Annotated in this window: 27 protein-coding genes; 15 read left to right on the forward strand and 12 right to left on the reverse strand. The window is 69.8% G+C overall.

What is annotated here, in order from left to right; genetic code table 11:
* Nucleotides 1-26: 26 nt before the first annotated feature.
* Nucleotides 27-917 (forward strand): lamin tail domain-containing protein, encoded by an 891-nt coding sequence (locus B0I29_RS04520; protein WP_111647561.1) that lies wholly within the window; start codon nucleotides 27-29, stop codon nucleotides 915-917.
* Between the two features lie 6 nt (nucleotides 918-923).
* Here B0I29_RS04520 and B0I29_RS04525 read toward each other — a convergent pair whose 3' ends face one another.
* The 4 genes from B0I29_RS04525 to B0I29_RS04540 all read right to left on the reverse strand — a co-directional run bounded on the left by B0I29_RS04525 (nucleotide 924) and on the right by B0I29_RS04540 (nucleotide 4,893).
* A complete protein-coding gene (locus tag B0I29_RS04525; RefSeq protein WP_111647999.1) occupies nucleotides 924-1,529 on the reverse strand; it encodes a thymidine kinase in 606 nt (201 codons plus the stop codon).
* Nucleotides 1,530-1,655: 126 nt separating this feature from the next.
* Entirely contained in the window at nucleotides 1,656-2,999 is a 1,344-nt protein-coding gene (locus tag B0I29_RS04530) for an NAD(P)/FAD-dependent oxidoreductase (protein ID WP_111647562.1), read from the reverse strand.
* A gap of 602 nt (nucleotides 3,000-3,601) precedes the next feature.
* Nucleotides 3,602-4,051 carry a MarR family winged helix-turn-helix transcriptional regulator gene (locus tag B0I29_RS04535; protein WP_111647563.1) on the reverse strand — a complete coding sequence of 150 codons (450 nt, stop codon included), beginning with the start codon at nucleotides 4,049-4,051 and terminating at the stop codon, nucleotides 3,602-3,604.
* Nucleotides 4,048-4,893: an alpha/beta hydrolase family protein gene (locus B0I29_RS04540; RefSeq protein ID WP_111647564.1), complete on the reverse strand. Its 846-nt coding sequence runs from the start codon at nucleotides 4,891-4,893 to the stop codon at nucleotides 4,048-4,050. Before B0I29_RS04540 ends, B0I29_RS04535 begins: the two co-directional genes overlap by 4 nt.
* A gap of 23 nt (nucleotides 4,894-4,916) precedes the next feature.
* Between B0I29_RS04540 and B0I29_RS04545 the strand changes: the two genes are divergently transcribed.
* The 4 genes from B0I29_RS04545 (at nucleotide 4,917) to B0I29_RS04560 (ending at nucleotide 8,324) form a co-directional block, all read left to right on the forward strand.
* A complete protein-coding gene (locus B0I29_RS04545) occupies nucleotides 4,917-5,285 on the forward strand; it encodes an Mth938-like domain-containing protein (protein WP_111647565.1) in 369 nt (122 codons plus the stop codon).
* A gap of 189 nt (nucleotides 5,286-5,474) precedes the next feature.
* Nucleotides 5,475-5,807, forward strand: coding sequence for an L-rhamnose mutarotase (locus tag B0I29_RS04550; protein WP_111647566.1), 333 nt, complete (start codon nucleotides 5,475-5,477; stop codon nucleotides 5,805-5,807).
* Nucleotides 5,808-5,860: 53 nt separating this feature from the next.
* Nucleotides 5,861-8,008, forward strand: a complete 2,148-nt coding sequence (locus B0I29_RS04555; RefSeq protein WP_146616718.1) for a hypothetical protein — start codon at nucleotides 5,861-5,863, stop codon at nucleotides 8,006-8,008.
* The gene (locus B0I29_RS04560; protein ID WP_111647568.1) at nucleotides 7,998-8,324 is read left to right on the forward strand and encodes a hypothetical protein; all 327 of its coding nucleotides are present in this window, start codon (nucleotides 7,998-8,000) and stop codon (nucleotides 8,322-8,324) included. The genes B0I29_RS04555 and B0I29_RS04560 overlap by 11 nt, the downstream gene beginning before the upstream one ends.
* On the opposite strand, the gene B0I29_RS04565 is transcribed toward B0I29_RS04560, so the two are convergent.
* Nucleotides 8,317-9,120 carry a PaaX family transcriptional regulator gene (locus tag B0I29_RS04565; protein ID WP_111647569.1) on the reverse strand — a complete coding sequence of 268 codons (804 nt, stop codon included), beginning with the start codon at nucleotides 9,118-9,120 and terminating at the stop codon, nucleotides 8,317-8,319. The genes B0I29_RS04560 and B0I29_RS04565 overlap by 8 nt on opposite strands.
* 93 nt (nucleotides 9,121-9,213) lie before the next feature.
* On the opposite strand from B0I29_RS04565, the gene B0I29_RS04570 reads away from it, so the two are divergent.
* The 5 genes from B0I29_RS04570 to B0I29_RS04590 are packed head-to-tail and all read left to right on the forward strand — an operon-like array spanning nucleotide 9,214 to nucleotide 13,648.
* On the forward strand, nucleotides 9,214-10,371 hold the full coding sequence (locus B0I29_RS04570) for an ABC transporter substrate-binding protein (RefSeq protein WP_111647570.1): 1,158 nt from the start codon (nucleotides 9,214-9,216) through the stop codon (nucleotides 10,369-10,371).
* A gap of 22 nt (nucleotides 10,372-10,393) precedes the next feature.
* Nucleotides 10,394-11,179 carry an ABC transporter ATP-binding protein gene (locus B0I29_RS04575; protein ID WP_111647571.1) on the forward strand — a complete coding sequence of 262 codons (786 nt, stop codon included), beginning with the start codon at nucleotides 10,394-10,396 and terminating at the stop codon, nucleotides 11,177-11,179.
* Nucleotides 11,176-11,856, forward strand: a complete 681-nt coding sequence (locus B0I29_RS04580) for an ABC transporter ATP-binding protein (protein WP_111647572.1) — start codon at nucleotides 11,176-11,178, stop codon at nucleotides 11,854-11,856. The genes B0I29_RS04575 and B0I29_RS04580 overlap by 4 nt, the downstream gene beginning before the upstream one ends.
* Entirely contained in the window at nucleotides 11,853-12,707 is an 855-nt protein-coding gene (locus B0I29_RS04585) for a branched-chain amino acid ABC transporter permease (protein WP_111647573.1), read from the forward strand. The genes B0I29_RS04580 and B0I29_RS04585 overlap by 4 nt, the downstream gene beginning before the upstream one ends.
* Nucleotides 12,704-13,648 (forward strand): branched-chain amino acid ABC transporter permease, encoded by a 945-nt coding sequence (locus B0I29_RS04590; RefSeq protein ID WP_111647574.1) that lies wholly within the window; start codon nucleotides 12,704-12,706, stop codon nucleotides 13,646-13,648. Before B0I29_RS04585 ends, B0I29_RS04590 begins: the two co-directional genes overlap by 4 nt.
* Here B0I29_RS04590 and B0I29_RS04595 read toward each other — a convergent pair.
* Complete coding sequence (locus B0I29_RS04595) at nucleotides 13,617-14,195, reverse strand: TetR/AcrR family transcriptional regulator (RefSeq protein ID WP_220091277.1); 579 nt, start codon at nucleotides 14,193-14,195, stop codon at nucleotides 13,617-13,619. The genes B0I29_RS04590 and B0I29_RS04595 overlap by 32 nt on opposite strands.
* A 145-nt stretch (nucleotides 14,196-14,340) precedes the next feature.
* On the opposite strand from B0I29_RS04595, the gene B0I29_RS04600 reads away from it, so the two are divergent.
* The 5 genes from B0I29_RS04600 (at nucleotide 14,341) to lexA (ending at nucleotide 18,771) form a co-directional block, all read left to right on the forward strand.
* Nucleotides 14,341-15,402 carry a hypothetical protein gene (locus tag B0I29_RS04600; RefSeq protein WP_111648000.1) on the forward strand — a complete coding sequence of 354 codons (1,062 nt, stop codon included), beginning with the start codon at nucleotides 14,341-14,343 and terminating at the stop codon, nucleotides 15,400-15,402.
* Nucleotides 15,399-16,616 (forward strand): hypothetical protein, encoded by a 1,218-nt coding sequence (locus B0I29_RS04605; protein WP_181557686.1) that lies wholly within the window; start codon nucleotides 15,399-15,401, stop codon nucleotides 16,614-16,616. Before B0I29_RS04600 ends, B0I29_RS04605 begins: the two co-directional genes overlap by 4 nt.
* Nucleotides 16,613-17,782: a hypothetical protein gene (locus B0I29_RS04610; protein WP_111647576.1), complete on the forward strand. Its 1,170-nt coding sequence runs from the start codon at nucleotides 16,613-16,615 to the stop codon at nucleotides 17,780-17,782. Before B0I29_RS04605 ends, B0I29_RS04610 begins: the two co-directional genes overlap by 4 nt.
* Nucleotides 17,783-17,792: 10 nt before the next feature.
* A complete protein-coding gene (locus tag B0I29_RS04615) occupies nucleotides 17,793-17,981 on the forward strand; it encodes a hypothetical protein (protein WP_181557687.1) in 189 nt (62 codons plus the stop codon).
* A gap of 166 nt (nucleotides 17,982-18,147) precedes the next feature.
* Entirely contained in the window at nucleotides 18,148-18,771 is a 624-nt protein-coding gene (gene lexA, locus B0I29_RS04620) for a transcriptional repressor LexA (RefSeq protein WP_111647577.1), read from the forward strand.
* Nucleotides 18,772-19,484: 713 nt separating this feature from the next.
* Here the strand turns inward: lexA and B0I29_RS04625 are convergent.
* The 6 genes from B0I29_RS04625 to B0I29_RS04650 are packed head-to-tail and all read right to left on the reverse strand — an operon-like array spanning nucleotide 19,485 to nucleotide 26,224.
* Nucleotides 19,485-20,342 carry a formylglycine-generating enzyme family protein gene (locus B0I29_RS04625; RefSeq protein ID WP_111647578.1) on the reverse strand — a complete coding sequence of 286 codons (858 nt, stop codon included), beginning with the start codon at nucleotides 20,340-20,342 and terminating at the stop codon, nucleotides 19,485-19,487.
* On the reverse strand, nucleotides 20,321-21,571 hold the full coding sequence (locus B0I29_RS04630; protein WP_111647579.1) for an O-antigen ligase family protein: 1,251 nt from the start codon (nucleotides 21,569-21,571) through the stop codon (nucleotides 20,321-20,323). The genes B0I29_RS04625 and B0I29_RS04630 overlap by 22 nt, the downstream gene beginning before the upstream one ends.
* Before the next feature lie 31 nt (nucleotides 21,572-21,602).
* Nucleotides 21,603-22,883, reverse strand: coding sequence for a lipopolysaccharide biosynthesis protein (locus tag B0I29_RS04635; protein WP_111647580.1), 1,281 nt, complete (start codon nucleotides 22,881-22,883; stop codon nucleotides 21,603-21,605).
* Entirely contained in the window at nucleotides 22,880-24,190 is a 1,311-nt protein-coding gene (locus B0I29_RS04640) for a GNAT family N-acetyltransferase (protein WP_181557688.1), read from the reverse strand. Before B0I29_RS04640 ends, B0I29_RS04635 begins: the two co-directional genes overlap by 4 nt.
* Nucleotides 24,183-25,220 carry a DegT/DnrJ/EryC1/StrS family aminotransferase gene (locus B0I29_RS04645; RefSeq protein WP_111647582.1) on the reverse strand — a complete coding sequence of 346 codons (1,038 nt, stop codon included), beginning with the start codon at nucleotides 25,218-25,220 and terminating at the stop codon, nucleotides 24,183-24,185. Before B0I29_RS04645 ends, B0I29_RS04640 begins: the two co-directional genes overlap by 8 nt.
* Nucleotides 25,217-26,224 (reverse strand): glycosyltransferase family 2 protein, encoded by a 1,008-nt coding sequence (locus B0I29_RS04650; protein WP_111647583.1) that lies wholly within the window; start codon nucleotides 26,222-26,224, stop codon nucleotides 25,217-25,219. Before B0I29_RS04650 ends, B0I29_RS04645 begins: the two co-directional genes overlap by 4 nt.
* Between the last annotated feature and the right edge of the window lies 1 nt (nucleotide 26,225).

Raw genomic sequence — 26,225 nt, forward strand, 5'->3', positions numbered from 1 at the left:
TTAAAAGTCCGGCCGATACTTCTCGTGTGCTTCGTCCTCTGCTCGCACTTGCCGTCGTCGCCACCCTTGGTGTCGCGAGTCCCGCCCACGCGGCCGTGACCGAGACCGGAACGGTCGGCTGGGTCGCCGACGGGGACACACCCCGCGTCGACGTGCACGGCGACGGCACCAGCGAGCTCAAGTCGATCCGGATCATCGGTATTCAGGCGATGGAGCAGTCGAAGTACTCACCTACCCCGTCGAAACGGCGTGGGGAGTGCCACGCTCTGGCCGCTACCGCGCGCGCCGAGCAGCTGGTCAAGGCCGGGGGAGCAAAGGTACGCCTGACCGCCCTGAACGCGTCCAGCAAGAGCGGCGACCGCGCGCTCCGCTCGGTGGCCGTGAAGATCGACGGCAAGTGGCAGGACATCGGCCTGGACCTGGTGAGCCGTGGACTCGCGCTGTGGCTGCCGTTCTCCGGCGAATGGACCTGGGACCAGCGCTATCTCGCCGCGGCCAAGGCGGCGGCGGCCGCGCATCGGGGGCTCTACGACACCGACAGCTGTGGTTCCGGCCCCGCTCAGAACGCCGGGCTGACGCTCTCGGTGAGTTACGACCCGCCCGGTTCCGACGCCGGCAATCTCAACGGCGAGTGGATCCGGGTGCACAACCCGTCCTCGTCGGCCGTCAGCCTGGCGGGCTGGTGGGTGCGCGATTCCGCGTACCGTCGCTATGTCGTGCCGAAAGGCGCGGTGGTCGCGGCAGGCGGGTCGCTGACCGTGCACGTGGGCTCGGGGCGCAACACGGCGACCGACTACTACTGGGGCCTGACCCAGCCGATCTTCACGAACGTCGACCCGGCCAACCACGGTTACGGCGACGGCGGCTATCTGTTCGACCCGCAGGGCGACCTGCGGGCCTGGCAGATCTACCCCTGAGTTTTTCTATTGGGCAGGGCCTGCGTTCCCGTTGCGCCAGTGCCGGCGGCACAGCACCCGGTACGTCACCTCGGCCGCCTCGTCGATGTCACCGACCGCCACCTGGGCGCCCGACCGGGCGACCCGGCCGTCCTCGATCCGCGCGTTCTGCCGGCCCGGCCGGCCGCACCAGCACGTCACCTCGACCTGCAGCGACACGATCCGGTCGGCGAGCTCCAGCAGCCGTTGCGAACCCGGGAACAGCCGCGACATGAAGTCCGTCGAGATCGCGTAGCAGTCGACGTCGACGTGCAGGTCGTCGACCGCGAGGGCCAGCTGCTCGACCTGCTCGGGCCGCAGGAACTGGGCCTCGTCGACGATCACGAACCCGCCGGCCGGCACCTGCTCCTGGATCAGCGTGACCAGGCCGGTCTCGCCGTTCACCTCGATCGCGTCGGCCATCACGCCGAGCCGCGACGACAGCACCCCGCTGCCGGCCCGATCCATGCTGGTCAGCAGCACACCGGGCCGCCCGGCCTGCCGCCGGTTGTACGCGTTCTGCAGCGCCAGCGTGGACTTGCCGGCCCCCATGCTCCCGTGAAAAAGGGTCAGCTCGTGGAACACCGGGGCCACCGCCCGCGCCCGCGGGATGACAACGGGCTGCTGGACCGACGACGTCACCGGAACCACTGATGAAACCTTCCTCAAGATTGCTGGGGGCCGGTACACGCTACCTGGCGCCGGCGGGCGACTGCCGCCTCACCTGGTTTCCTCGGCCTCTCGCTTGAAGGGGTCACCGTACAAACGGAGTGCCCTTCGGGCGAACGCCTGCTGCTGGGTGGCCACTCGTTCCGACCTTCCCCGGCCCAGGAAGCTGACCGCCCAGTGCAGCACCGCGGTCACCCGGTTCTTGAATCCGACCAGGTAGAAAAGGTGCACCGCGACCCACACCACCCAGGCGGGGAAGCCGCTCAGGTGCACCTTGCCGATGCTGGCGACCGCCGAGAACCGGGAGATCGTCGCGAGGCTGCCCTTGTCGAAGTACTTGAACGGCTGCTTGTCCGGTTTGCCCTCCAGTCGCCGCTTGATCTGGTCGGCGGCGTGCCGCCCGCTCTGGATCGCGACCTGCGCCACACCGGGCAGCGGCCGGCCGTCCTCGCCGGCCAGGTTCATCATGTCGCCGAGCACGAAGATCTCCGGGTGCCCCGGCAGGCTGGTGTCCTTCTCGACGAACACCCGGCCGGCCCGGTCGGTCTTCGCCCCGGTCGCCTCGGCCAGCTTCGTGGCGATGGTCGGCGCGGACACCCCGGCCGCCCAGACCTTCGTCATCGTCGGGATCCGCTCCCGGCCGTTCTCGGTCTCCACCTCGATGCCAGTGGTGTCCACGCCGACGACCTTGGTGTTCAGGCGTACCTCGACGCCGAGCTTCTCCAGCTGCTGCTTGGCGCGCTCGGACAGGTGGTCGCCGAACGTGTTCAGCACCGCGCCGACCGCGTCCACCAGCAGAATCCGCGACTTGCGGGTGTCGATGTGCCGGTACTGCTCCGGCAGCGTCCGGTGCGCCAGCTCGGCGATCTGCCCGGCCATCTCGGTCCCGGTCGGCCCGGCCCCGACGATGACGAACGTGAGCCAGCGCTCCTTGTCCGCCTCCTCGGTCTGCAGGTCGGCCACCTCGAACGCCCCGAAGATCCGGGCACGCAGTTCCAGCGCGTCGTCGATGCTTTTCATGCCGGGCGCGTACTCAGCGAACTCGTCATTGCCGAAATACGACTGCGAGGCGCCGGCCGCCACGATCAGCGTGTCGTACTCGACGGTGTAGTCGATCCCCGGCCCATTGACCGACACAATCTTGTTCTCGACGTCGACATCGTTGACCCACCCGAGCCGCACATCGACGTTCTTCTGCCTCTTGAGCACCTCACGAATAGGCGGCGCCACCTCACCCTCAGACAGGATGCCCGTCGCCACCTGGTACAGCAGCGGCTGGAAGAGGTGGTATGCCGTCCCGTTGATCAGGGTGATCTCCACATCCGCCCGGCGCAGCGCCTTGATGGCGAACAACCCCCCGAACCCAGCCCCAACGACTACCACACGATGACGCATGCTCAACTCCTCCGCATAGGGCACCCACGACCACACTGGTATGCCCGGGCTCTCAAAGGAAGTCACATTCATTTAGTACGGGCCAACATCACTCCCAAACCCACCCCCACCGCCCGCGGGCTCGTCTTGTGACGCGAGCGGGGCCGCCTGTCCTCGTGGCGCGAGCGGGGGCAGCTTGTCCTCGTGGCGCGAGCGGGGGCAGCTTGTCCTTATGGCGCGAGCGGGGGGCTGGCTTGTCCTTGTGGTCGTGCGGAGCCCGGAATCGCGACCACAAGCGCAAGCCGGCCGCGGGCAACCAGATCCGGCTGTACGCAGCGGTCGCCACGGCGTACAGCCGGCAGCCCTGCGCGACAGCCGTTAGAGGCCGGCTGTCGCGCAGGGTCGCCACGCCGTACAGCTGGCAGCCGTAAGCGACAGCCAGCTGGGGTCAAGGAGGTGGGTTCGACGCCAGCGTGTCGAGTTCAGGTGCTCTCCGCGCCAGTAGTCGACACGAAGGGGTCGGCCGGGGACGAGCGTGTGGAGTTTGGGTGCGGATCGCGCCTTAACTCGACACGCGGGGTGGGTTCGACGCCCGTGTGTCGAGTTTGGGTGCGCTGTGCGCCTTAACTCGACACGCTGGGGCTCTCGGGGCGGGGGTGGGGGGTCAGGGTGGAGGCTTGGGAGAGCCAGCGGGCTACGACGGCCAGTTCGGTGGGGGTGAAGCCGGCTGTCAGGTGGTTGTTCAGGTCGTGGACCACCGTGCGGGCTGTTGTCGCCGCCTGCCGGCCTTGCGGGGTCAGGGTCAGGCGGACCGCGCGGGCATCGGACCCATCCGGGGACTTCACGATGAATCCGGATTTTTCCAGGCGGGTGATCAGGCCGCTCATTCCTGACGCCGAGGCGCACAGGGCCGCCGTCACGTCGCCTACCAGCGCGTTGTCGTTGGTCGCCAGGTAGAACAGGACGCCGGCTCCGGCCGCGCCGATGCCGGTGCCGCCGGAGCGGCCGTCGATCCAGCGGCGTACGGCTCGCTCGGCGGTCATCATCTCGAAGACCAGCCTCGGCGTGCTCATCGGATCTGCTTCTGGAGCCAGGTGAGCAGCTCCGGCCAGAGGGTGTCCTGTACGCCGCGGCGCAGGAAGCCGTGGTGGCCGATGGCGGTTACTCCACCGTCGGACGGGGTGTACGTGCGCCGTTCCACCTGAGTAGCCGTGAGATAGCTGGTCAGCAGGTCGATCCGCGACGGAATGGCCCACTTGTCGTCGGTGAAGCCGACCGCCAGGACCGGTGGGGTCACCGTCGCGGCCCTGTCCGCGGCGTTCATGGCCGGGTCGTCGAAGAAGTAGTTGTCCATGCGGGCCCACTGACCCCACTGTCTCATCGCGGCCGCGGGGATGTCCTCGCCCAGGCCGAGGCGGCGGGCCGGCACATAACCGAGGACGACGGCCAGGGCGGGGCCGAGCACGTGCAGCAGGAGCCGGACCCGGCGGCGTTCGGCCGGGTCGGGGATCGCGGCGGCGGACGCGGCGTGTGAGGCGAGCAGGACGATGCCGGACAGGCCGGCGGTGCCGTTGCCGAGAGCGAGGGCGTGCCCGCCGATGCTGTGGCCGATGGCGAGCCGCGGCAGGCCGGGGAAGCGCGCGGCGGTCCAGTCGGCGACGGCCGGGACGTCGTACTCGATCCAGTCGCGCATGCCGAGGCCGCGGTTGGCGCGCGGTGAGCCGGAGCGGCCGGTGCCGCGGTAGTCGTACGTCACTGTGGCGATGCCGTTGTCGGCGAGGTAGGTCGCGAAGTTCGTGTAGAACCGCTCGGGCGTCGCGGTCGCGGAGTGGATGACCAGCGCGGCCGTGGGCTCGTCATCAGGCTCGCGCAGAGTTCCCACGATCTGCCCGACCCGGACCTCAGTATTTCGCATGCGAACAATATAGCCTCAGACTCATGAGCGTTGATTCGCCGAGAATCGAGTCGATCTCCTGGGGCCGGATGGAGGTCGAGGGGCTGTCGCCGGGCAAGGACTTCAAGCTCTATCCCGGAGGTGGCCGCCCGTGGGACTGGCGGGAGACCGGTACCGAGCACGACCCGGGTATTCAACCGGCTGACGTCGAGGAGCTCCTTGACCATGGCGCGACCGTCGTCGTGCTGTCCCGTGGCATGGAGAACCGGTTGAGGGTGGATGCCGCCACCCTTCAGGTGTTGCGTGACCGGGACGTCGTCGTGCATGAGGCGGAGACCACCGCGGCCGTTCGTATCTACAACGAACTGGCCGGTACCGAACCGGTCGGCGGTCTGTTCCACTCGACGTGCTGACGACACCTGTTGAGTTGACGTGTTGACCACTGCACCTGACGGGATGTGTTGACGAGACCTGTTGAGTTGATGTGTTGACGAGTGCAGGCGACGAACCCCGCTCGGCAACAGCTGTTGACGAGACTCGCGTCGTTTGCGCGTACCCAAGGCTCTGGAACGTTTCAACAAAGCGCGGCATAATCGCCTGGCATGAGTCGCGTGTGTTTTACCCTTCAAGTTGACCCTGCCAAGCTGGACGCATATCGCGAGGTGCATGCCGCGGTGTGGCCGGACATGTTGCGGGCGCTCGCTGACACCGGCTGGCGTGACTACCGATTGTTCCTGCGCCCGGACGGGCTGCTCGTCGGCTTCCTGGAGACCGACGACTTCGCGGCGGCGCAGGAGGCGATGGCGAAGACCGAGGTCAACGCTCGCTGGCAGGCCGCGATGGCGGAGTTCTTCCCGAGCCTGCAGGACGCGCGGCCGGACGAAGGGATGCTCGTGCTTGAGCAGGTGTTCCATCTGGAGGAGCAGCTCGGCTGACGGGTGCGCGGCACGGCTACCTTGAGTTCATAGTGGACTACTGAGAGGTGTCGATGCCGCGGATTCCTCGCTCGCTGCTGACCGTGAACGTGATTCTGCGCCTGGCGGCGGTGCTGCTGGCCGCGATCATCGTGGTGCGGGTGCTCTTCGCCGGAGCCGACGGCTTCTACTCGATCGTGCTGGTGGTCGCTGCGATCGGTGCTATCTACGGGGTCGGGTACGCGATCTCGGCGATCCGGACGTTCCTCGCCAGAGCAGCAGCGGCGGCCGATCCCGAGTCCCCACTGCCCGCGCTGCTGGCGGACCGATCCCGGGCGCAGGTGCTGGCGATTCTGGCCCTGGTGATCCTGGTGGTGCACGCCGGCATCACCGGTTACGTCGGGATCTGGACGATCCTGGTGGCGGTCGTGCTGGCCGCCGTCGCCGCGCTGCTCAGTGCGAACCTGCGGCTGGTCGCCCTGATCGGCGGCACCGCCGTGGTGTTCGCGGTCGCCACCGTGTTCGTCGAGAGCGCGTTCAGCGGTAGCGCCGAGGCCCGCGCCCTGGCCGTGTCGGTGGCCGCCGTGGTCCTGCCGGTGCTGGTGTCGGAGAAGCTGACCTCCCTGATCAAGCTGCCGTCACTGACCGCCACCCATCAGGTCGTGCTGGCGGTGCTCACGCTGACTCTCGGCTTCCTCGGCTGGACCAGGGCGGACTGGCTGCCCGGTGTCGTGCACAGCTGTTACACCCTGCCCACCTCGAACGGCATCACCGTGCTGCGGGCGACGGCTGACGGCTCCCGCTGTTACGGACTGCTCGACACCGCCGACCCGGGTGTGTTCGTGCCGGCCGCGTTCGGCAGGGACCCGGTCACCGTGAAGCTCGAACGGGCGATCCTGGCGAACAACCAGCCGCTGAAAGACGGCGACCTGACCGTGGTGTGGATGGGCGCGCTCTCCTGTGATCCGCTGCCCGGCGACGCGACGAAGTGCGCGGACGGCCGCGACTACCCGTCCGAGCGCGACCAGCTGCGGGCCCTGCTGATGGCCCAGACCTATGTAAAACAGACTCATCTGAAGAACGTGCACGTGGTGATCGCCGACGCCACCCAGGACGTCCGGCACGCCGACGACATCGCCGCGCTGATCGTGGAACGCAAGGAAGCGCTCGGCAAACGTCTCGTCGTCATCGGCGGCGGCGACAGCCGGGACACCACGCAGCGGGCGATCAACCGGATCCTCGACGCCGGTATCCCGTTCATCGCACCGAACCTGCTCGCCGACCTGGGCGCCCCCGGCAAACCGTTCGTGGACCGGCCCGGCTATCTCCAGCTCGCCCCGGCGAACCTGGACTACGCGAAGGACACCGTGACCCGGCTGTCCCAGCGGTTCTCCGGCGGCTTCAAGATGGACATCTACGCGCAGCCGAACCCGACCGACCTCTACACGACATCGCTGGTCAACGACCTGCTGTCGGCCGTGAAGGACGCTTCCGGCTCCACCGCGCGGCACGTGGCATCCCTCGACGGGATCACCTGCGAGCAGGACACGGTCCTCTACTTCGCCGATCGATGGACCCGGTTTTCCGACTTCGTCCAGCGGATCAAGGACGTCTGCGGGCACGCCCGGCCGCACATGGTGATCGCCGACGGCTCGGTGGGCCGCTTCATGGCGAACTACCAGCTCCGCGCGGTCAGCAACGCCGACTGGCCGGTCGACTACTACGTCGGCGGTCCGGGCTGCTCGGACCTGAGCCCCGACATGTACACGACGCTCACCGAGCAGATATACCGGAACCGCGACGTCCTCGGCCTGCATCCCGGCGAGACGTTCGCCTGCGCGGACCGGGCCGCCGGAGCCCGCGACCGCCAGCTGCTCGACGCCTGCACCCTGGACGCCGCGGCGAAACTGCAGAGCCAGCCCTGCCGCCCCAACGACCTGGGCAACTTCCTGATCCCGGCCTGGGACGCGGTACTGCTGGCCGACGCCCTGCTCCCCGCGCGGCCGGTGCCGCTGACCGAGCTCACCCTGAAGCCGACCACGCTGTCCACCGGCGTGCAGGCCCAGGTCCAGCAGGGCCGGCTGGTGGACGCGACAGTGCCGATCCTGCTCTGGCACGTGGACCCGCTCAACGACCCGAGCCGCATCTGGGAGCGCCCCAGCGACCAGCTCCGGCTGCCGACCGACACGACCGGCCCGGTGGTGGTGGGTAATGGCCGCTGATCCGCACATCCACGTCGACGCCCAGCTCGGCGGTCAGGTCGCGTCCCGGCGGATCCTCGCCTCGGCTTTCGGCCTGGCGGCCGATTTGCCGCCGACCGTGCGTACCGGTTGCGGCCGGCATGTGCCCCGGGCCATGACTTCGGTACGCCCGGAGAGCGTCACCTGTCTCGCCTGCCGCCGTTTCGCCCAGCACGCACACTCCCAGCTGGCCGACCAGGTCGAGTCCTACGGGGTGATGCCCGGCAGCCCGCTGTCCGCGGGCCGGGCAGCCGACGCCGCGGCACACCATCGCGACCTGGCCCGGCGGTTCAGCTGATCTCGGCGGGCCGCAGGTCGAGCAGGCCGGTGGCCAGCTCGCGGGATGGCTCCAGGTACTGCTGCTCCAGGTCGCGGAAGAGTTTCTGGGCGCGCACCGCCGGCCAGTCCGCCGGCAGATGCTCGACCGGCAGCCTCGGATCCCGGCGGATCGCGTCGAGCCACTCCGCGATCAGGCTGAGCCGGGCCGCCAGCGGATCGGTGAACGGGGGCCGGTCCTCCCAGCGGGACAGGAACTCCTGGTAACGCGACGCCAGCCCGGTCAGGTCGTACGCATCCCGGACCATGCCGGCGATGTCGGTGAGCGAGCCGGCACGCGCGTGGAACACGCGGGCGTGGGCGGACAGGCCCAGACCGGTCACGATGTCCTGCGCCGGCACCGATCCGGGTGCGATCCACAGGCCGCCCTGCAGTGGGCCGAACCCGGACCAGGCCAGCTGGGAGCGCAGGTCGTGGCGCTGGCGCTGCCAGGACTCGGGCAGCGAGAAGCAGAGCAGCGTCCAGTCGCCGTCCCACGCGTCGTTGACCGCGCCGGTACGCCAGATCCGGGTCCGCCCGTCGTGCAGCAGGGCGGTGGAGCGGTCGGTCAGTCCGAAGTACATCCGCCGTCCGTGCCGCTGACGGCGCAGCAGACCGCGGTTGACCATCCGGGCGAGCGTGGAGCGGGTGGCGTGCGACGTGATGCCGAGCCGGTCGAACACGTCGATGACGCTGCCGGAGAAGACGCAGACGCCGCGGTCCAGGACGAAGTCGCCGAACAGCATGAACATCAGGGTCTGGGGCCGAAGGGGCGGCATGAGGAAGATGTTAGGCAGAATATTGACGGCCGTGTAGATAAAGCCTAACTTCGATATCTCGTAACCCCTCGGAAATCTCCTGAGGAGGTCACCGTGCGAAGAGCCATCGTCCTTGTCCTAGCGATCTGCCTGGCCGGCTGCGGCGGTGCCGCGGACAGTGCGGGCGACGACCCGATCCGGATCGGTCAGATCGTCTCGCTCACCGGCAACTACTCACCCCTGGGCACCGAGAACCAGAAATCGGTGGCCCTGGCGGTCGACACGATCAACGCGGCCGGCGGCATCGGCGGCCGGCGGATCGAGCTGACCGTCCGGGACGACAAGAGCCTGCCCGACCAGTCGGTGCTCGCGTTCAACGAGCTCAAGGAGGACGCGGACGCGATCATCGGGTCGCCGTTCAGCAACTCCGCGCTCGCCACCATCCCGCTCGTCGACCGCGAGGAGATCCCCTACCTCTCGCTCACACCGGCCGACGAGCAGATCAACCCCATTCATCCGTACGTCTTCGTGGTGCCCGCGACCTCGGCCACCTACGCCGAGGCGGCCCTGCAGTACTTCCAGGCGAGCAAGCTGACGAGAGTGGCTGTCGCCTTCGACACGAAGAGCAGTTACGCGGTTGCCGGCGCCAAGGGACTGCAGGCCAAGGCGCAGCAGTACGGCGTCACCCTCGGCCCGATCGAGGAGTTCCAGACCACCGCCACCGAGTTCAGCGCGATCTTCACCCATGTGCGGGCCTCGGACGCGCAGGCCCTGATGTTCTGGGGGACTGGTGCGCCCGGCGTCGCCCTGACGAAGCAGTACGCCGCACAGAACCTGGACATCCCGCTGGTGCTGACCGGTTCGCAGGCCAGCAAGCTCTTCCTCGACCCGGCCGGTCCGGCCGCCGACGGCGTCACCATCGCCAGCTCGATCGGCGTGGTCGGCTCCTACCTGCCGGCCGGCGACCTGAAAGCCGCCGCCGACGAGCTGACCACCGCGTTCCAGCAGAAGTACGGCTATCCGCCTCCGCAGTTCGCCCAGGACGGATACAGCGGCGTCAAGCTTCTCGCGGCCGCCGTCGAGAAGGCCGGCGGCACCGACCGGGCCAAGGTCCGCGACGCTCTGGAGACGCTGACGCTGACCACCCCGAACGGCACTTACACCTATTCGCCCACCAACCACAGCGGCCTCACCACGGACTTCATCTCGATCAACACGATCGAGGGCGGGAAATTCGTGCCCACCGAGTTCGCCAAGGCCCGGTTCCAGTGAGAGTGAGAAGGGGCCGGCTCCCGTGAGGCTGGTCGTCGACCGGGTCTCCCGCGCGTTCGGCGGTGTCTACGCCGTCCGCGACGTGAGCCTGACCGTCGAGCCGGGCGAGCTGCGCGCCGTGATCGGACCGAACGGCGCGGGCAAGTCCACGCTGTTCGCCCTGATCGGCGGGCAGCTCGCGGCGAACGCCGGCCGCATCGAGGTGGACGGCCGGCCGGTGCGGCGGCTGCCCGCGCACCGGCGCGCCCGGCTCGGCATCGGCGTGGTCTTCCAGGCCGCGCGGATCTTCACCGGGATGACCGCTGCCGAGAACGTGATGGTCGGCGCGCACGCCACGACCCGGGCCGGCTTCCTGGCCGGCGCGCTCCGGCTGCCGGCTCACCACCGCGACGAGCGCGAGATCCGATCCCGGGCCCTGGCCTGCCTGGACCGGACCGGCCTCGCGGACTGGGCGGACCGGCCCGCCGAGGAGCTGCCGCTCGGGCAGCAGCGTGCCCTGCAACTGGCCCGGGCCCTCTGCGCACGACCGAGACTGCTGCTGCTGGACGAGCCCGCGTCCGGCCTGCGCGCCGGGGAGCGGGAGAGCCTCGCCGCGCTGATCGGCGATCTGCGCGCGGAAGGCCTGACGATGCTGCTGGTCGAGCACGATGTCGGGTTCGTGATGCGTCTCGCCGACCAGGTGACCGTTCTCGATCTGGGCCGGGTGATCGCCTCCGGCCCGCCGGCCGCGATCCGCACCGACCCGGCCGTGATCGCGGCGTACCTGGGAACCGCCCCGGCCGGCCGGCCTGAAGGGTCGCACCCATGACCGACGTCATCGAGGTGACCGGCCTGACCGTTCGGTACGCCGGCGCGACCGCCCTCGACGGCGTCGACCTGCGGGTCGGCGCCGGTGAGATGGTGGCGCTCGTCGGCGCCAACGGCGCCGGCAAGTCCACCCTGGTCAAAGCGCTGTCCGGGCTACTGCGACCGGCCGGTGGAACCGTCGTGGTACGCGGCCGGCTCGCGCAGGTCCCGGAAGGCCGGGAGATGTTCGGCGACCTGACCGTCGACGACAACCTGCGACTCGGCGGCTGGCGCAACGGCCGCCACGGCCGCGACACCGGCCCGGTGTACGAGCTGTTCCCGGAGCTCGCCGTCCTCCGGCGACGCCGGGCCGGCAGCCTCTCCGGCGGGCAGCAGCAGATGGTCGCGATCGGCCGGGCCCTGATGTCGCGGCCCGAGGTGCTGCTGATCGACGAGCTGAGCCTCGGCCTGGCGCCGATGGTGGTCGCGATGCTCGTCGCGCATCTCCGCGATCTGCACGCCTCGCGCGGGCTGGCCGTGCTGCTCATCGAGCAGAACGCCCGCCTCGCGCTGGAGCTGTGCGAACGGGCGTACGTCCTGGAGAGCGGGCGGATCGCGGTGCACGGCCGGTCGGCGGACCTGGCCCGGGACCCCCGGGTGACGGCCGCGTACCTCGGCGGGCACGTGGCGGCGCCGTGAGCGATCTCGTCGGTTACGTGGTCACCGGGCTGGGCATCGGCGCCGGGTTCGCGCTGGTCGCCAGTGGGCTGGTGGCGATCTACCGGGTCACCCGGGTGGTGAACTTCGCGCAGGGCGCGTTCGCGGTCCTCGCCGCGATGTTCACCGGAACCCTGCTCACGGCCGGCCTGCCGCACGGCGTCGCCGAGCTCGGCGGTGTGCTGCTCGGCGCGGCCGCCGGGCTGATCGTCGGCGTGATCGCGATCGGCCGGCCCGGCACCAGCCCCGGGACGTCTCTCATCGTCACGCTCGGGCTGGGCGTTCTCGCGTACGCGATCGAGGTTTTGATCTGGGGAGATCAGCCACGCTCGTACCCGGGCGTGCCCGGGGTGGCCGAGGTGGCAGGCGCCCGGCTTCAGGCGCACTACCTGCTGATCCTCGCCGTCACCGGTCCGGTCTTCGCCGGCCTGTCGTGGTTCTTCCTCCGCACCGACCTGGGCAAGGCGCTCTCCGCATGTGCCTCCAACCGCTACGCCGCACAGATCGTCGGCATCGACGTGCGCCGCATGGGACTGATCGCTTTCGGCCTCGGCGGCGCGCTCGGTGGCCTCGCCGGGGTGCTCACCACACCGGTGCAGCAGGTCACGTTCGACAGCGACGTGGCCCTGATCGTGAACGGATTCGCCGCCGCCGTCCTCGGCGGCCTGACCCGGCCCGTCGTCGCCCTCGCCGGTGGCCTGCTGCTCGGCGTCGCGCAGACGCTTGTCGCGGGGTACGGCGGCGGCGCTTACCAGGTGGAGGTCGCGCTCGTGCTGATGCTCACCGTGATGATCGTCCAGTCGGCCCGCACCCCGATCGCCGTGGCCGCATGAAGGCGGCTGCCGGCTGCGCGGCCGCTCTCGCCCTGCCGCTGCTGCTCCCGTCCCGGCATCTCGCGACGTTCGTGCTGCTCACCCTCGCTGCCGCCGTCACCGTCGGCGTGTCCCTCCTGATGGGGTACGCGGGACAGGTCTCCCTCGGACAGGCATCCTTCTACGCCATCGGGGCCTATGCGGCCGGCCTGCTCGCCGTGCACGGGACGCCGCCACTGCTGGGACTGCTCCTCGCGCCGGTGCTGGCCGCCGCGGCCGCCGCCCTCATCGGGTTCCCGCTGCTCCGGCTGCGGGGCCACCACCTGGCGTTCGCCACCCTGGCGGTCCAGCTCATCCTGCTGTCGTTGCTCGCGCAGGCCTCGTGGGCCGGCGGGGCGATCGGGCTGCAGGGCATCCCGCGGTTCTCGATCGGCGGCTATTCGCTGACCGATGACCTCGGGTACGCGTACCTGGCTCTGCTGGTCCTGGGAATCGCCCTGCTGGTGTCGCGCAACGTGGTCTCGTCGCGCGCTGGTCGCGGCCTGCGCGCCGCCGCGACCAGCGAGATCGCGGCCGCGGCGAGCGGGGTGCCGGTCGGCGGGTACCGGCTCGCTGTGTTCGCGCTGTCGGCCGCCTTCGCGGGGCTGGCCGGCGGGGTCTACGCGTTCTTCCTGGGCTATCTGGCGCCGGGGTCGTTCCCGGTGCTGCTGTCGATCGAGTACGTGGTGATGGCGGTGGTGGGCGGCCTGGGCACGATCGCCGGCCCGGTGGTGGGCGCCGTCCTGATCGTGGTCCTGGTGCAGGTGCTCAACACCTTGGGCACCCAGCCGGGCATGCCGGACTACGCGCCGAGCGTGCTGTCGTACGCGGTGTACGCGCTGGTCCTGGTGGTGTGCGTGCTCTATCTGCCGAAAGGGGTGGTCCCGTCGGTCAGCGCGGCGCTGCACGCCCGTCGTCGATGAGCAGGTGGCACCAGGAGTCGGTGATGGTGCTCAGGGTGATGGCGCGGTCGACGGTCCAGCCTGACTCGAACCAGCGCCGGGCCACGTACTCGAACTGGCCGAAGGCGAGCATGGATCGGACGTGCCGGGTGTTGGCGTCGAAGCGGTCGGCCTGGTTCAGGCCGTCGTGCATGGCGGTGGTGGTGCTGTCGAACCAGTTCGTCAGGGCCGCGTTGATCTCCGGCTCGATCCCGGCGGCCTGGTACGCGGCTGTCAGATAGGGGCCGATCCGGGGCCACTGGTCGAACTTGCGGTTCAGCCACTCCTCGATCAGCGGGCGTTCGCCGCGCTCGACCACCTCGGCCAGCGGCGGGTCGTCGATGCCGGTCAGGGTTTCGCTGACCTCGTCGAGCAGGGCCTGCATCAGCTGCGCCTTGGAAGGAAAGTGCAGGTAGAACGTGGTTCGGGTGGTCCCGGCGCTGGCGGCGATCTCGTCGACAGTGGCGGCCGCGTACCCCTTGGTCCGGAATAGGGCGAGACCGTGATCGAGAAGGAGCCGACGGGTCATCAACTTCTGCGTTTCGCGGAGGTTCGCCACGAGATCACACCTTATCGGCGAGCGCAAGCCCGCGTTCAACCGCTGTCGATCGAATCATGTAACAGTGGCGATGTACTGTGCCGACGCCGAGTTCTGATACTAGGGAGTGGTAACCGTGACGACGTCCGTGGAACGGGCACCAGCCGCACAGCAGGCGGTGCCGTTCACCGCGAAAGAGCGCTGGGTTCTGGTCGTCGCCAGCGCCTGGCTCGTGATCGGGCTCCAGCTCGACGCGTACGCGCACGCCACGACGCCGGAGCTGGAGACGTTCTGGACGCCGTGGCACGGTGTGCTGTACTCCGGCATCGCCGCCTCCGGGTTCACCCTGCTCTGGATCATGCGGTCCCGGCTGCCGAGCATTCCGACGTACCAGAGCCTGCTCGCCCTGCCCAACGCGCTGCGCCTGCCGCTCGCCGGCATGGCCGCGCTGCTGGTCGGCGGCGGGATGGACACGCTCTGGCACAACGTGTTCGGCATCGAGCGGGACATGGAGATCTTCGTCAGCCCGAGCCACGAGTTCATCATCCTGGGCATGGTGCTGGTCGCCATGGGGCCGGCGCTGATGCAGGCCACGCTGCCCGGCCGCAGGCTCGGCGCCGGCGGCGGCTGGCTGGTCGGCATCTCGGTGCTCTTCGCGGTGCTGCCGGTGCACATCTACTCGCTGCACGCCTCCGCGATCGGTTTCCGGCACCTGGGCATGGGCAACGGCGACGAGCCGATCCCGATCTTCTCGCCGGACGCGCAGCTCGTGCACGGTTACCTGTTCAGCACGGTCCTGCTGCTGCTCCCGCTGATCGTCATCGGACGCCGGTGGGCGCTGCCGCTCGGGCTGCCGACCGCGCTGATCGCGATCCCGGCGCTGCTGATGCACCTCATGTTCGACTCGGAGGACGCGTGGTGGCCGGCGCTCACCCTCGCCGCCGCCGCGGTGGTGCTGGAGGCGGGCTTCCGCATCGCGAACCGTTTCGTCCGCCTGCCGGTCAACGCACGGTGGATCCTGCTGGGCCTGCTCGCACCGCCGCTCGCCTGGGGTTCCGTCCTGATCGTCGGCAAGATCGAAGAGGGTAGCGTCGGGTTCAACATCCACATCGTCAGCGGGCTGCTGCTCTACACCGCGCTCACCGGGGCGGCCACCGTGCTGGTCGCGCGGAGCGTGCAGTACCTGCAAGCCGAGTGAAAGCGCTTCTCGCCTTTGTTGTGTTCGCGATCGCCCTGCTGGCGGCGCCGGCTCCGGCGTACGCCCATGCCGGCGGGCTGACCGCGACCGACTCCCGGAGCCGGGTCGTCGCGGTGACGCCCGCGGTTCCGGGACTGCGCGTCGCAACGATCGAGAACGGCGCGCGGATCCGGCTGGTCAACGGCACCGGCTCGTCCGTCGTACCCGGTGCCGGAGGCGGACCGGCGGTTCCGGCGGCCATCGCCCCGGGGAAGGACGTGACCTGGATCGACACCCGGGTCACGCCGGACGGCCGCCGGATCGCCGCGGGTCAGAGCGTTGACTGGACGATGCCCCTGGACGTCGGCGGGACGACTGTCCTGGTCAGCGGCGTGCTCACCGGCGAACAGCCGCCGATCCCGCTGGTCTGGTGGGTGTCGGCGGTCCTCGTCGCGGCCGCCGTCATCCTTGCGGCACGCCGGTTGACCAGGGGGGATGTGCTGCTCTGTTCGGCCGGGCTGGTCGCCGCCGGCGCGTCGATCGCGCACGTAGCCGGTTCCACGCTTGCCGTCGAGTCGGCGCCGCCGGCCGGGACGTTCCTCAGTGCCGCCGGGATCAACCTGCTCGCCTGGCCGCTGATCATCGGTGGCGCGGTGACCGCGTTCCGCGGCCGGCCCGCCGGTGTTCTCGCGGTCTGCGGCGGCGCGGCTCTGACCGCGGTGTTCGTCCTGCCGGACGTGACCTCGTTCCACCGGGCGGTCCTGCCGTTCGCCGGGCCCGCCATCGTCGAACGGATCCTCGTCGTTCTCGCGCTCAGCCTCGGCGCGGGGGTCGCGGTCGCGGGATCAGGCGTTTTGCGTACGCTCGCACGCCAGCCCACGGCCCTGCTGCTCGTCGGGATCCTGGTGCTCGGCGGCTGCACCCGGGCCACGCCGGTCGAGGCGGTTCCGTCGACGTGTGGATCAGCCGCGCCTGATGCCGTACCCCTGAATGTCGCTCTGCGTGAGGGGCGCGCGGAGCCCGCGCCGCATCGGGTGTCGGTGGCGACGGGGAGTCCGGTGTTGCTCGGTGTGAGCGCGGACGTGCCGACCGAAGTGCACGTGCACGGCTATGACCTGGTCTATCCGGTGCAGGCCGGGCAGCCGGCGTGCGTGCTGTTCGTCGCTGACCGTGCCGGGCTGTTCGATGTGGAGGCGCATCCGGAGACGCTGCTGCTGCAGATCGAAGTGCGGTGATCGTCGCTCACGGTGTCGGCAGCTCCGCCGATCTGCCGCTCCCCCTCGACCTCGTGCTGCAGGCCGGCGCCGCCACGGTCGTCCTGTCGTTCCTGATCGCCGCGTTCTGGTGGCGCCGGCCGCGCCTGTCATTTCGCCGCATTGAGGCCGCAAAGAGCTCCCGGCTGCGCTGGCCGGTCCTGATTCTGGCCCTCTACGTGCTGGTCAACGCGTTCCTCGGCCCATCGGGCGCCACGAACCCGGCCGCGCACGCGCTCTTCGTCTGGCTCTGGGTCGGCCTGGTGCTGATCAGTGTCGTTTTCGGACCCGTGTGGCGCGCGGTCAACCCGCTGCGCACGCTCTTCGCACTCCTGCGCCTGCCGCGTCGCGGGCTGCGCCCGCTTCCGCCCGGCAGCGGCCTCGGCGCATGGCCGGCGGCGGCGTTTCTGCTGGTCTTCGTCTGGTTCGAACTCGTCGCACCCCATCACGGCGACCCGGTCACGCTCGGTGCGTTCATTCTTGGGTACGCGGTAACGCAGCTCGCCTGCGCGACGGTACGCGGTGAGGACTGGTTCGCCCGGGGTGACTGCTTCGAGGTCTACTCGGATCTGGCCGGACGTCTGAGTCCCCGGGTCTTCGCGTTCTCGGGCGTCTCGGCCGGAGCGCTCGGCGCCTTCCTCGCCGTCTGGTGGGGGTCGACGGTCTTCGACAGCGCGTCGGCATCACCGGCCTGGGCGACGTTCGTGCAGCGTGCGGGCCACCCGGGCGGGTACGCCACCGGCGCGCTGGTCGCGATCTGCGGGCTGGTGTTCCTCGCCGTCCACTGGGTAGCCGGGCGCCTCGACGTGACCGCCTCGCTGATTCCGATCGCCGTCGGTTACACGCTGGCGCACTACCTTTCGTTACTGCTCGTGGAGGGCCCTCGCGGACTGTTACTGCTGGTCCAGCAGTGGGGGATCGCCGACGGGATGACCTGGGACGTCGCCCCGGTGCCCGCGGTGATCGCCGGTGCGCAGATCGCGCTGATCCTGATCGGTCACGCGCTGGGCGTCATCATCGCGCACGACCAGGCGCTGGCCGAGTCGCCGGACCGCCCGGTGCTGGCGACACTCGCCGACGAGCTGCCGATGGTCATCTTCATGATCGGATGCACGTGGGCGGGGTTGTTCCTCCTCTTCGTCCGGTGAGATCTCCGGGTTGGTTGAACGGGCGGCGTTGCCCCGTGTTGTGCCTGCTTCGTGCGTACCCACGGCAATTGCCCACAACGAAGCCCGCAGCCGCGGCAGCTCCTGGGCCGGTCCGCCGCTCGGCGTCGATCGGGCGCTGTTGTTCCTGGTTGACGGGATCTCCTACCTGATCGCCGCGGTGAGCCTGATCTTTGACTGAGCCGGTCTGGTGTGCGGCGCCGACCGGGCTGCGGCCACGATCTGGGTGCTGGCCGGCGTGATGCTCGCCGCGGCCGCCCTCGATCGAGGGTCATGACCTTCCCCCTAACGTGCGGTTTCGGTCACGGTTAGTACATCTGATCTAATCGTGGGGTAAGGTGCGGCACATGAGCATCGACAGCGGTGAGGGACCGAAACGCCCGATAACCGCCAAGCAGGAGCGGATCCTGGCCGTCATCCACGAGTCCATCCGCGACCGTGGGTTCCCGCCGACCGTCCGGGAGATCGGCGCGGCGGTCGGTCTGGTCTCGCCCTCCTCGGTGACGCACCACCTCAAAGTCCTCGAACGGCACGGCCTGCTCCGCCGCGAACCGCACGGGTCACGGGCTGTCGACGTCCGAAGCCCGTCGACGGACCGGACCATCAGCGTTCCGGTGCTCGGGGCCATCGCCGCCGGCACGCCGATCCTCGCCGAGGAGAACGTGGACGATCACCTCACGGTCTCGGCCGGGATGGTGGGTCATGGGACGTTCTTCGCTCTGAACGTCAAGGGCGACTCGATGATCGACGCCGCGATCTGCGACGGGGATGTCGTGGTGGTGCGGCAGCAGCCGGTCGCGGAGAACGGCGACATCGTGGCGGCGATGATCGAGGGCGAGGCGACAGTGAAGGTGTTGCGGCGGCGGGGGAGCCGGGTGGAGCTGGTGCCGCGGAACCCGGTTTATCAGGTGATTCCTGGGGATGACGCGGTGGTGCTGGGCAAGGTGGTCTGCGTGATCCGGCGCCTCTGACCGTGATCCGGCACCTTTTGTGGGGTGCGGGGTCTAGGCCGGTTGTTCTGTGGTGTCAGGGGCCCACGGTGGGTGCTTGGCTCGCCTGGACGGGGGCCCACGGTGGGTGCTTGGCTCGCCGGGATGGGAACCCACGGTGAGCCTGAGGGGTGACCAGGGCACACGGATCGGTTGTGTGTGACCTCGTCCATGCCATAGCCGTGATCAGGGCGCACGGAGTGATTGCGTGTTCCCTGGTCTACGCGGATCGCCGTCAGTGTGTGCCGACGGCTACGCGGCCGTGCCGCTATTTCTCTGCCGGCGTTGAGGCCAGGCGCCTGTGCTGGTGTTCGCCCGGAGCGTGTCGACTTGGGGTTCGATTCGTTCCCCGAACTCGACAGATCGGCCTTGGCGGAGTGCCGTTCTCCTGCTAGCCGGTTGTGCTAGCCGGTTGTGCCAGCTGGCTGTGCTAGCCGGCTGTGCCAATCGGTCGTGCCTGCCGATCGGTCGTGCCAGCCGGTCGGTTGGGTCGGTTGGGCGAGCCGTCGCTCAGGCATGTCATCGGACTCTCATAAGGTGGCTGGGCTACGGCTGCGAGGCCCGAGCCGTAGTTCAGACATGTCATCGCGTCCTCATAACCGTTCTGAGCTACGGCTCGCCTGCCTGCCCGGCCGCCTGCCCGCTGGATTAGGGGGCGGGGGGCTCAGGGCGGGGCGGCTCAGGGCGGGGTGGGGTCAGGTGGGGAGGCTTCGGGCTGGGCGGAATGTTACGTCGTCCAGGTTCAGGTCGGGGTGGCTTCGGCGGCGGACTGAGGCTCGGCAGCTCCAGTGTTCGTCGAACCAGCCGCCGCCTCGGAGGACGCGGTATTCGCCGTAGATCTCGGGGTCGTATCGGTCCCAGCACCACTCCCAGGCGTTGCCGAGCATGTCGTGCAGGCCCCAGGCGTTGGGTTGTTTGCCGCCGGGTGGGTGGATGCGGTCGCCGGAGTTGGCACGGTGCCAGGCGATGTCGTCGAGAGGGCCGTATCGCGGGCCGGTGGTGCCGGCTCGGCAGGCGTGTTCCCACTCGGCTTCGGTCGGTAGCCGGTATCCGTCGGCACTTCGGTCCCAGACTATGCCGTCCCCGTCCCGGCCATTCCCGTCTTCGTCCCCGAGGGCGCCGTCCCCGAACGCACCGGGCCTGAGGGCGCCGGGACCGAGTGCACCCGGTCTGAGAGCGTCCGGCTTGGAAGCGTCCGGCTCGGAAGCGCCCGGCTTGGAAGTGCCCGGCCTGAGCGCAGTCGCGAGTGGCGCGTTGCGGATCACCGGGCCGGTCGGGGACGACCGAGGCGACGACGACGGCGGCGGCTGGTCCGGCGTTGGTGGGAGCAGGCGGTAGGCCGGTGTCAGCCCTTCCCTCGCCGACAGCTCGTTGCAGAGGCGGATCGCGTCCCACCAGGAGACGTTCACGAGCGGCAACGATGACGACGCGGTCAGGGGGATTGATGACAGCTGGAAAGCCGCCACCTCGACCGACCACTGGCGGGAGCTTCGGCGGTCGGAGAGTGTCACCAGCCCCGCCGGGACTCGGATCAGGTTGAGGCTCGGCTCCATGGGTGGCTGATCCTATCGGCCGGTGCCGCGTCCGGTGGGCTTGCCTGGTGGACCGCGGCCAGCACCAGCATGATCCACATGATCCGGGCGTCGAAGTAGTCGCCGGAGAACAGGCAGGTCGCGCCGATGAAGATGCCGCAGTATGCGGACGTGCGGGCCTCGCTGCTGCGCTGTGCGCGCGGTGTACGGATGTACGCGTGCCACAGCCCGAACCACGCCAGCCCGAGCAGGGTCAGGCCGACGAAACCGCCCTCGGCGGCGACCGAGAGCGGGAGGTTGTGGACGTACCGTTCGCCTTCGCCCAGGTTCGCGATGGCGTGGAAGCCGTTGATGCCGGTGCCGAAGAGCGGGCGCTGCCAGAACAGTCGCAGCGCCCAGGCGAACAGCACGTCGCGGTCGGAGGTGTATCCCTGGCCGACGGTGGCGTCGACGAATCGGGTCTGCACGAAGTCGGCGATCACCGGGCCGGCGGTCAGCGCCACCATGATGGAGAGGACCACCAGGAAGCCGAGGGGTTTCGCGACTCGGTTCCAGCGCAGTTTGGGCCGGATCGCCACGATCGCGATGACGCCGGTGATGGCGATGGCCGCCAGGCCGCCCCGGGATCCGGAGGCCAGCGCGCCGAACACGAACGCCGGGATCGGCATCAGCCAGTACAGCTTCTGGCCGCTGCGGAAGTACAGGTACAGCGATGTGATGCAGCCCAGGAACATGACGCGTACGAAGACGTTGGGGCCGCCGCCGAGAGCCGCCCACCGGCCGTTGGAGGCGTGACCACGGCCGGATGCGGCGGCCAGGAAATAGACCCAGGCGGCGATGTGGAACAGGTGCAGGGTCATCCGGGTGACGTGGTCACGGTCCCAGTGCGCGAGCGTGTAGTAGACGAGGATCAGGAACGCGGTGGCGGCCAGGTCGCCGATCATCGGGCCGGTGATCGCGCCGGACGGCGCCCAGGAGGCGGAGAGGATCTGGTACCCGAGCAGGCCGAAGATCGGCAGGACGGCGTACCCGCCGGCGGTCCTGCCGGCCGGGCCGATTCGGTGCGCCTCCAGCATCAGGCACAGGATCAGGGTGAGGTACAGCAGGACCCGGACGTCGTTGATCACCGGGACGTCGAGGCCGAGCCGGGTCAGCACGAACCGGCCGGCCAGGGTCGCGATGAACGCGAGCACCACGACACCGCCGGGCTTCGGCCGGGCCGGCGGCTGGTTCTCGAAGAACGGCGTCATGGCCGGCGCCCGGGAAAAGCGAAGAACGGCGTCACGATCGGCCCCCGCGAAGAGAGACGACTACCAGCCGCTCGGCACGGAAGCCGAGCACCGTGGCAGCGAGACAGAAGGCGAGGACCGCGGCCGTCGACGCCGGCAGCACCAGCTGGCCGGCGTGGGTCAGCACCACCTGGACGACGAAGCAGCCCAGCAGCAGGCGGCTGATCGCGGGCCGGTCGAGCAGCGCGTCCAGGGTGGGCCGGGCCGCGTAGAACATGGCGAGCGGGATCGCCGCGACCGCGCTGATCCGCACCACCTCGGCGGCGGCGCTGAACTCGGGCCCGAGGAAACCGGCGACCAGCGCCGGGGCGAAGACGTAGAGCACGCCGGCCGCGACGGCGGCGAGCACGGCCGCGTACATCGGGAGCCGGACCAGCATCCGGCTGGTGTCACCACCTCCGGCCGAAGGATCAGCGTGAAAGAGACGGCTCAGGCGGGGGAGCAGGACCGGCGTCAGCGTGCCGAACAGCGAGCAGATCAGGGTCACCGCGGAGGAGGCGAAGCCGACGTATCCGGCCTCCGGTCCACCGGGTAAGGCGACGGCGACGGCGAAGGTGGGATAGGTGAACAGGGCGGGCAGGGCCATGTCCCCGGGCAGCCGTCTGATTCCGTACCCGATCAAGGTGCGCAAGGTGGGGTCGGAGAGTGACCCGGCAGGGGCCGGCGGAGCCGGCGACCGGTGACGGACAGTGAGCGTTCCCCAGGCCGCGACCAAGGTCATGCCGCAGCCCTGCAGGAGCAGGAAGTCGTCGACGCGATCCGCGAGCGGGAAGACCAGGACCGGGATGAGACCGAAACCGACAGCGGCGATGGTGTTCGCGCGGGCGATCTGATGGGTGCCGCGCAGCGCCGCGACGGCCATCGCGCAGAGGCAGTTGCCGACCAGCATGATCATGATGGCGGCGACCGCGCCGGTGCCGCCGGGCAGGCCGAGAAGGCTGCTGAACTGCGGACCGAACGCGATACCGATGAGCGTGAGCCCGATCGCGACGCCGGCCTGGGCGAGGAAGGCCTGCAGGGCGAGCCGTTCCGACCCGACGCTGGCCCGCGGCAGGAAGCGATGCAGGCCCTGTCCCATTCCGATCATGGCGAGCGGCTGGAACGAGCTGACCACGCCGCGGGCGATCTGGTAGTAGGCGAAGCCGGCGACGCCACCACGGCGTGCTACCACGTAGAAGAGGAACAGGCCGATGCCGAGCACGAACCATTGCGAGAGCAACGTGGCGGCGTAGTCACGTCGCACCGCATCGGGGATCGCGCGGAGCAGCCTCAACGTCGCACGTGGGCCAGATCGAGAGGGACGTCGCGCTGGAGGAGCTCGGTGGTGCGGCGGTAACCGGCCAGGGCGAGCGCGGTGAGCGCGAGGATGCGCAGGTCGGTGCCGAGGCCCCGGTTCGCCACGTACGCGAGACCGAGCGCGATCTTCCCGGGCCGGATCAGATCGTCATACGCCTTGTCCACGTCCGCATGCCCGGCGAGGATGGCACCCTCGTCGTGGAAGACGATCGACGCCCAGTCGGTGACACCGGGCCGCACGTCGAGCAGCCGCATCTCCTCGGCCGTGTATCGCCGCACGTCGGACGGCACCTGCGGCCGCGGCCCGACCAGGCTCATGTCGCCGATCAGCACGTTGACCATCTGCGGGAGCTCGTCGAGTTTCCACCGGCGCAGGAACTTCCCGGTACGGGTGAGCCGCGGATCGTCGTCAGCCGTGGACGGACCGCCGAGCCGGGCCGCGTCGATCACCATGCTGCGGAACTTGAGCATGCCGAACGGCTGCCCGTACCGGCCGACGCGGGTGCCCCGGTAGAAGACCGGGCCGCCGTCCTCGCGCTTGATCCGCCAGGCGACGACGAGGCCGGCCGGCGCGGTGGCGGTGAGCACGGCGGAAGCGACGGCGACGTCCATCGCCCTCTTCACGGCATCACCGCGAGCCTTCCCCACAGGCGGAGCGAGCCGACCGGTAGGTGACAACTCATGGGTATATATCCGGCTCTGCTGACCCCGGTGGATCGCTGTCGTCCCGTGCAGCACGCTTCCCGACTTCTCGTAGAACCCGTGCGCCCGCCGCTGCTGCTCGCCGGTCACCACCTTCACGGCCGGCACACCCCGCTCGGTGAACCACCGCATCAGATGCTCGAAGAGCCGGGTCGCCACCGCGGACCCGCGCATCGACGGCACCACCACGAAGTTCATGATCTCGGCGTGCGGCAGCCCGGCGTCCGACGATCCCGGATAGGCGAGCGTCTCCACCATCCGGAAGGCGCGGGCCGGGTGCATCAGTCGCGGCATGATCTTGGGTACGGCCAGCGGCCACCGCCGCCGGACGAACTGGGCGAACAGCGCGGAGGTGTCGGTGGCGCCGCAGATGTAGCCGAGTGGTTCCCCGGTCTCCACGCTCTCGGCGAGCAGCACCACGCCGAGGCGGCTGCCGGCCGCGTGCCGGTAGAGCAGGCGCAGCACCGGCTCACCCAGCGAGGACAAGAAGCCGTCGGGCACCTCGTCGGCGTGCAGCCGGGCGATCGCGGCGAGCTGCTTCTCGGTGAACGGGCCGCTGACGATCCGGAAGCGTTCAGGCATCGACACTCGCCTCGATCCGGGAGAGCAGGGCCACGGCATGCTGGATGTCGGCGTGCCGGGTTTCCGGGCGTACCGGGAGGGTGACCACGTGTGCGGCCGCCCATTCGGCGTTCGGGCAGCTCCCGGGGGTGTACCCGGCGGCGGCCAGGTCGGGCCCGGCAAGCGGGTGGACCGGGGTGGTGAACCAGTCGCCGACCTCGAGACCGGCTTTCGCGGCCTCCCGCAGCACCCGCTGCTTGTCGCCGACGATCACCGGGATCCGGTGCGGAACGTAGGGCAGATCCTGGCCGGTGACCCGGCGCCGGTGGTGTGCCTGCATCCGGCCCGCGTCGATCCGGTTCGGCAGGCGCCACCGCACGGTACGGCTCATCCGCCACCCGTACTCCGGGCTGTTCACCGGGTCCGGGGCGTAGGAGCCGGTCACCACGCCGAGGCCGGACAGCTGCCGGTAGAGCGAGCGCAGCCGCCACAGCATCCCGGTGCCGGCCGCGACCCGGTACGCCAGATATTCGGCCGCCATCATCGCCTCCCGCAGCGGCGGCGGCGAGGTGTACCGGTGGTACCGGGATCGCATCTCGGCGGCCAGGCCCGGGTCGTGCACCACCGCGGTGCCACCGACGCCGGCCACGACCGGCTTGCCCCACTCGTACGACCAGAAGGACGCGACCGAGCCGCCCGGGGTGACCGTCCCGGGTGTCATGTGCGCGCAGTCCTCGACGACCGGGACCCCGGCGGACCGGCCGATCTCGGTGATCGCCGCCATCGGGGCCGGGATGCCGAACGTGTGCTGCGCGACGATGGCCCGGGTCCGTGGCGTGAGCAGCGCGGACAGTCCGGCCGGGTCGATGCCGAACGTGTCCCGGGAGATGTCGGCGTACACCGGGCGGACGCCGAGGCGCAGCAGCGGCTCGACCACCGCGGCGCAGGTGTACGCCTGGATCACGATCTCGTCGCCGGGACCGGCGCCCAGGCCCTTCAGGATCGCGTGCAGCGCGACGCGGCCACGGTAGTAGTGCAGGAGAACGCTCATGATCGCTCCGGTCCGCGTTCGAGGGCGCCCTTGAGCGAGCCGGCCCCGTAGATCACATGGGTGGTGAGGAAGACCGGCGGCAGCGCCACCACCAGGCCCGGGTCGTGGTGCTTGCGGGCCAGGCGGGCCGCGAACGTCAGCGCGGTCAGGCCGTAGGCGGCGAGCACACCACCGGTCACCCGCCGGGCCGTACGGCTCACCGGAGCTGCCGCGGCTCCGGCCGCGAGGGTCAGGACGAATCCCATGGGTACGACGTTGCGCCACGAGCCGATCCACCGGCCCACCGTGCGACTGGCGCGGAACGGCCAGTACCCGGCCTCGAACGTCCACGAGACGAATTCGCGGAAGTCGCTGCGCGCGTAGTACGTACAGGTGATGTCCGGAAGCAGCAGGATGCTGCCGCCGGCCGCGCGCAGACGCTGGTTGAACTCCCGGTCCTGGGCGCGGGTGAGCTGCTCGTCGAAGAGGCCGATCCGGTCGAAGACGGACTTGCGGTAACAGCCGCCGAAGACCGTGTCGACCCACTGCGGACCGTTCACGCCGACCCGGTACTTCGAGTTCCCGGCGCCGAAGACGCTGGTCGTGGAGAGCGCGATGGCCCGCCCGAGCAGGGTGTCGTCGCGGGCCTGGGAGATCCGGATGCCACCGACGTTGTCCGCCTGCGGGTTCTCGACCAGGCCGCGGACGCAGCTCTCCAGGTAGTCCGGCGGGTATTCGGCGTGCACGTCGAGCCGGATGATCACGTCGCCTTTGGCCTGCCGGATGCCGAGGTTCAGCGCGGCCGGCTTGCTGTGTCCCGGGTTGTCGACCAGGACGATGCGCGGGTCACGGACGGCGTACTGCCGGACGATCTCGCGGGTGCCGTCGGCGCTCATGCCGTCGACGAGCAGCACCTCCATCCGGTCCGCCGGGTACGTGTTGCCGAGCACCGAGTCGAGGAACGCGGCCACGAACCGGGACTCGTTCCAGCACGGGATGACGACGCTGAGAAAGGGAAGATCCATG

It is taken from the genome of Actinoplanes lutulentus, from assembly GCF_003259845.1.
In the GTDB taxonomy this organism is placed as follows: Bacteria; Actinomycetota; Actinomycetes; order Mycobacteriales; family Micromonosporaceae; genus Actinoplanes; species Actinoplanes lutulentus.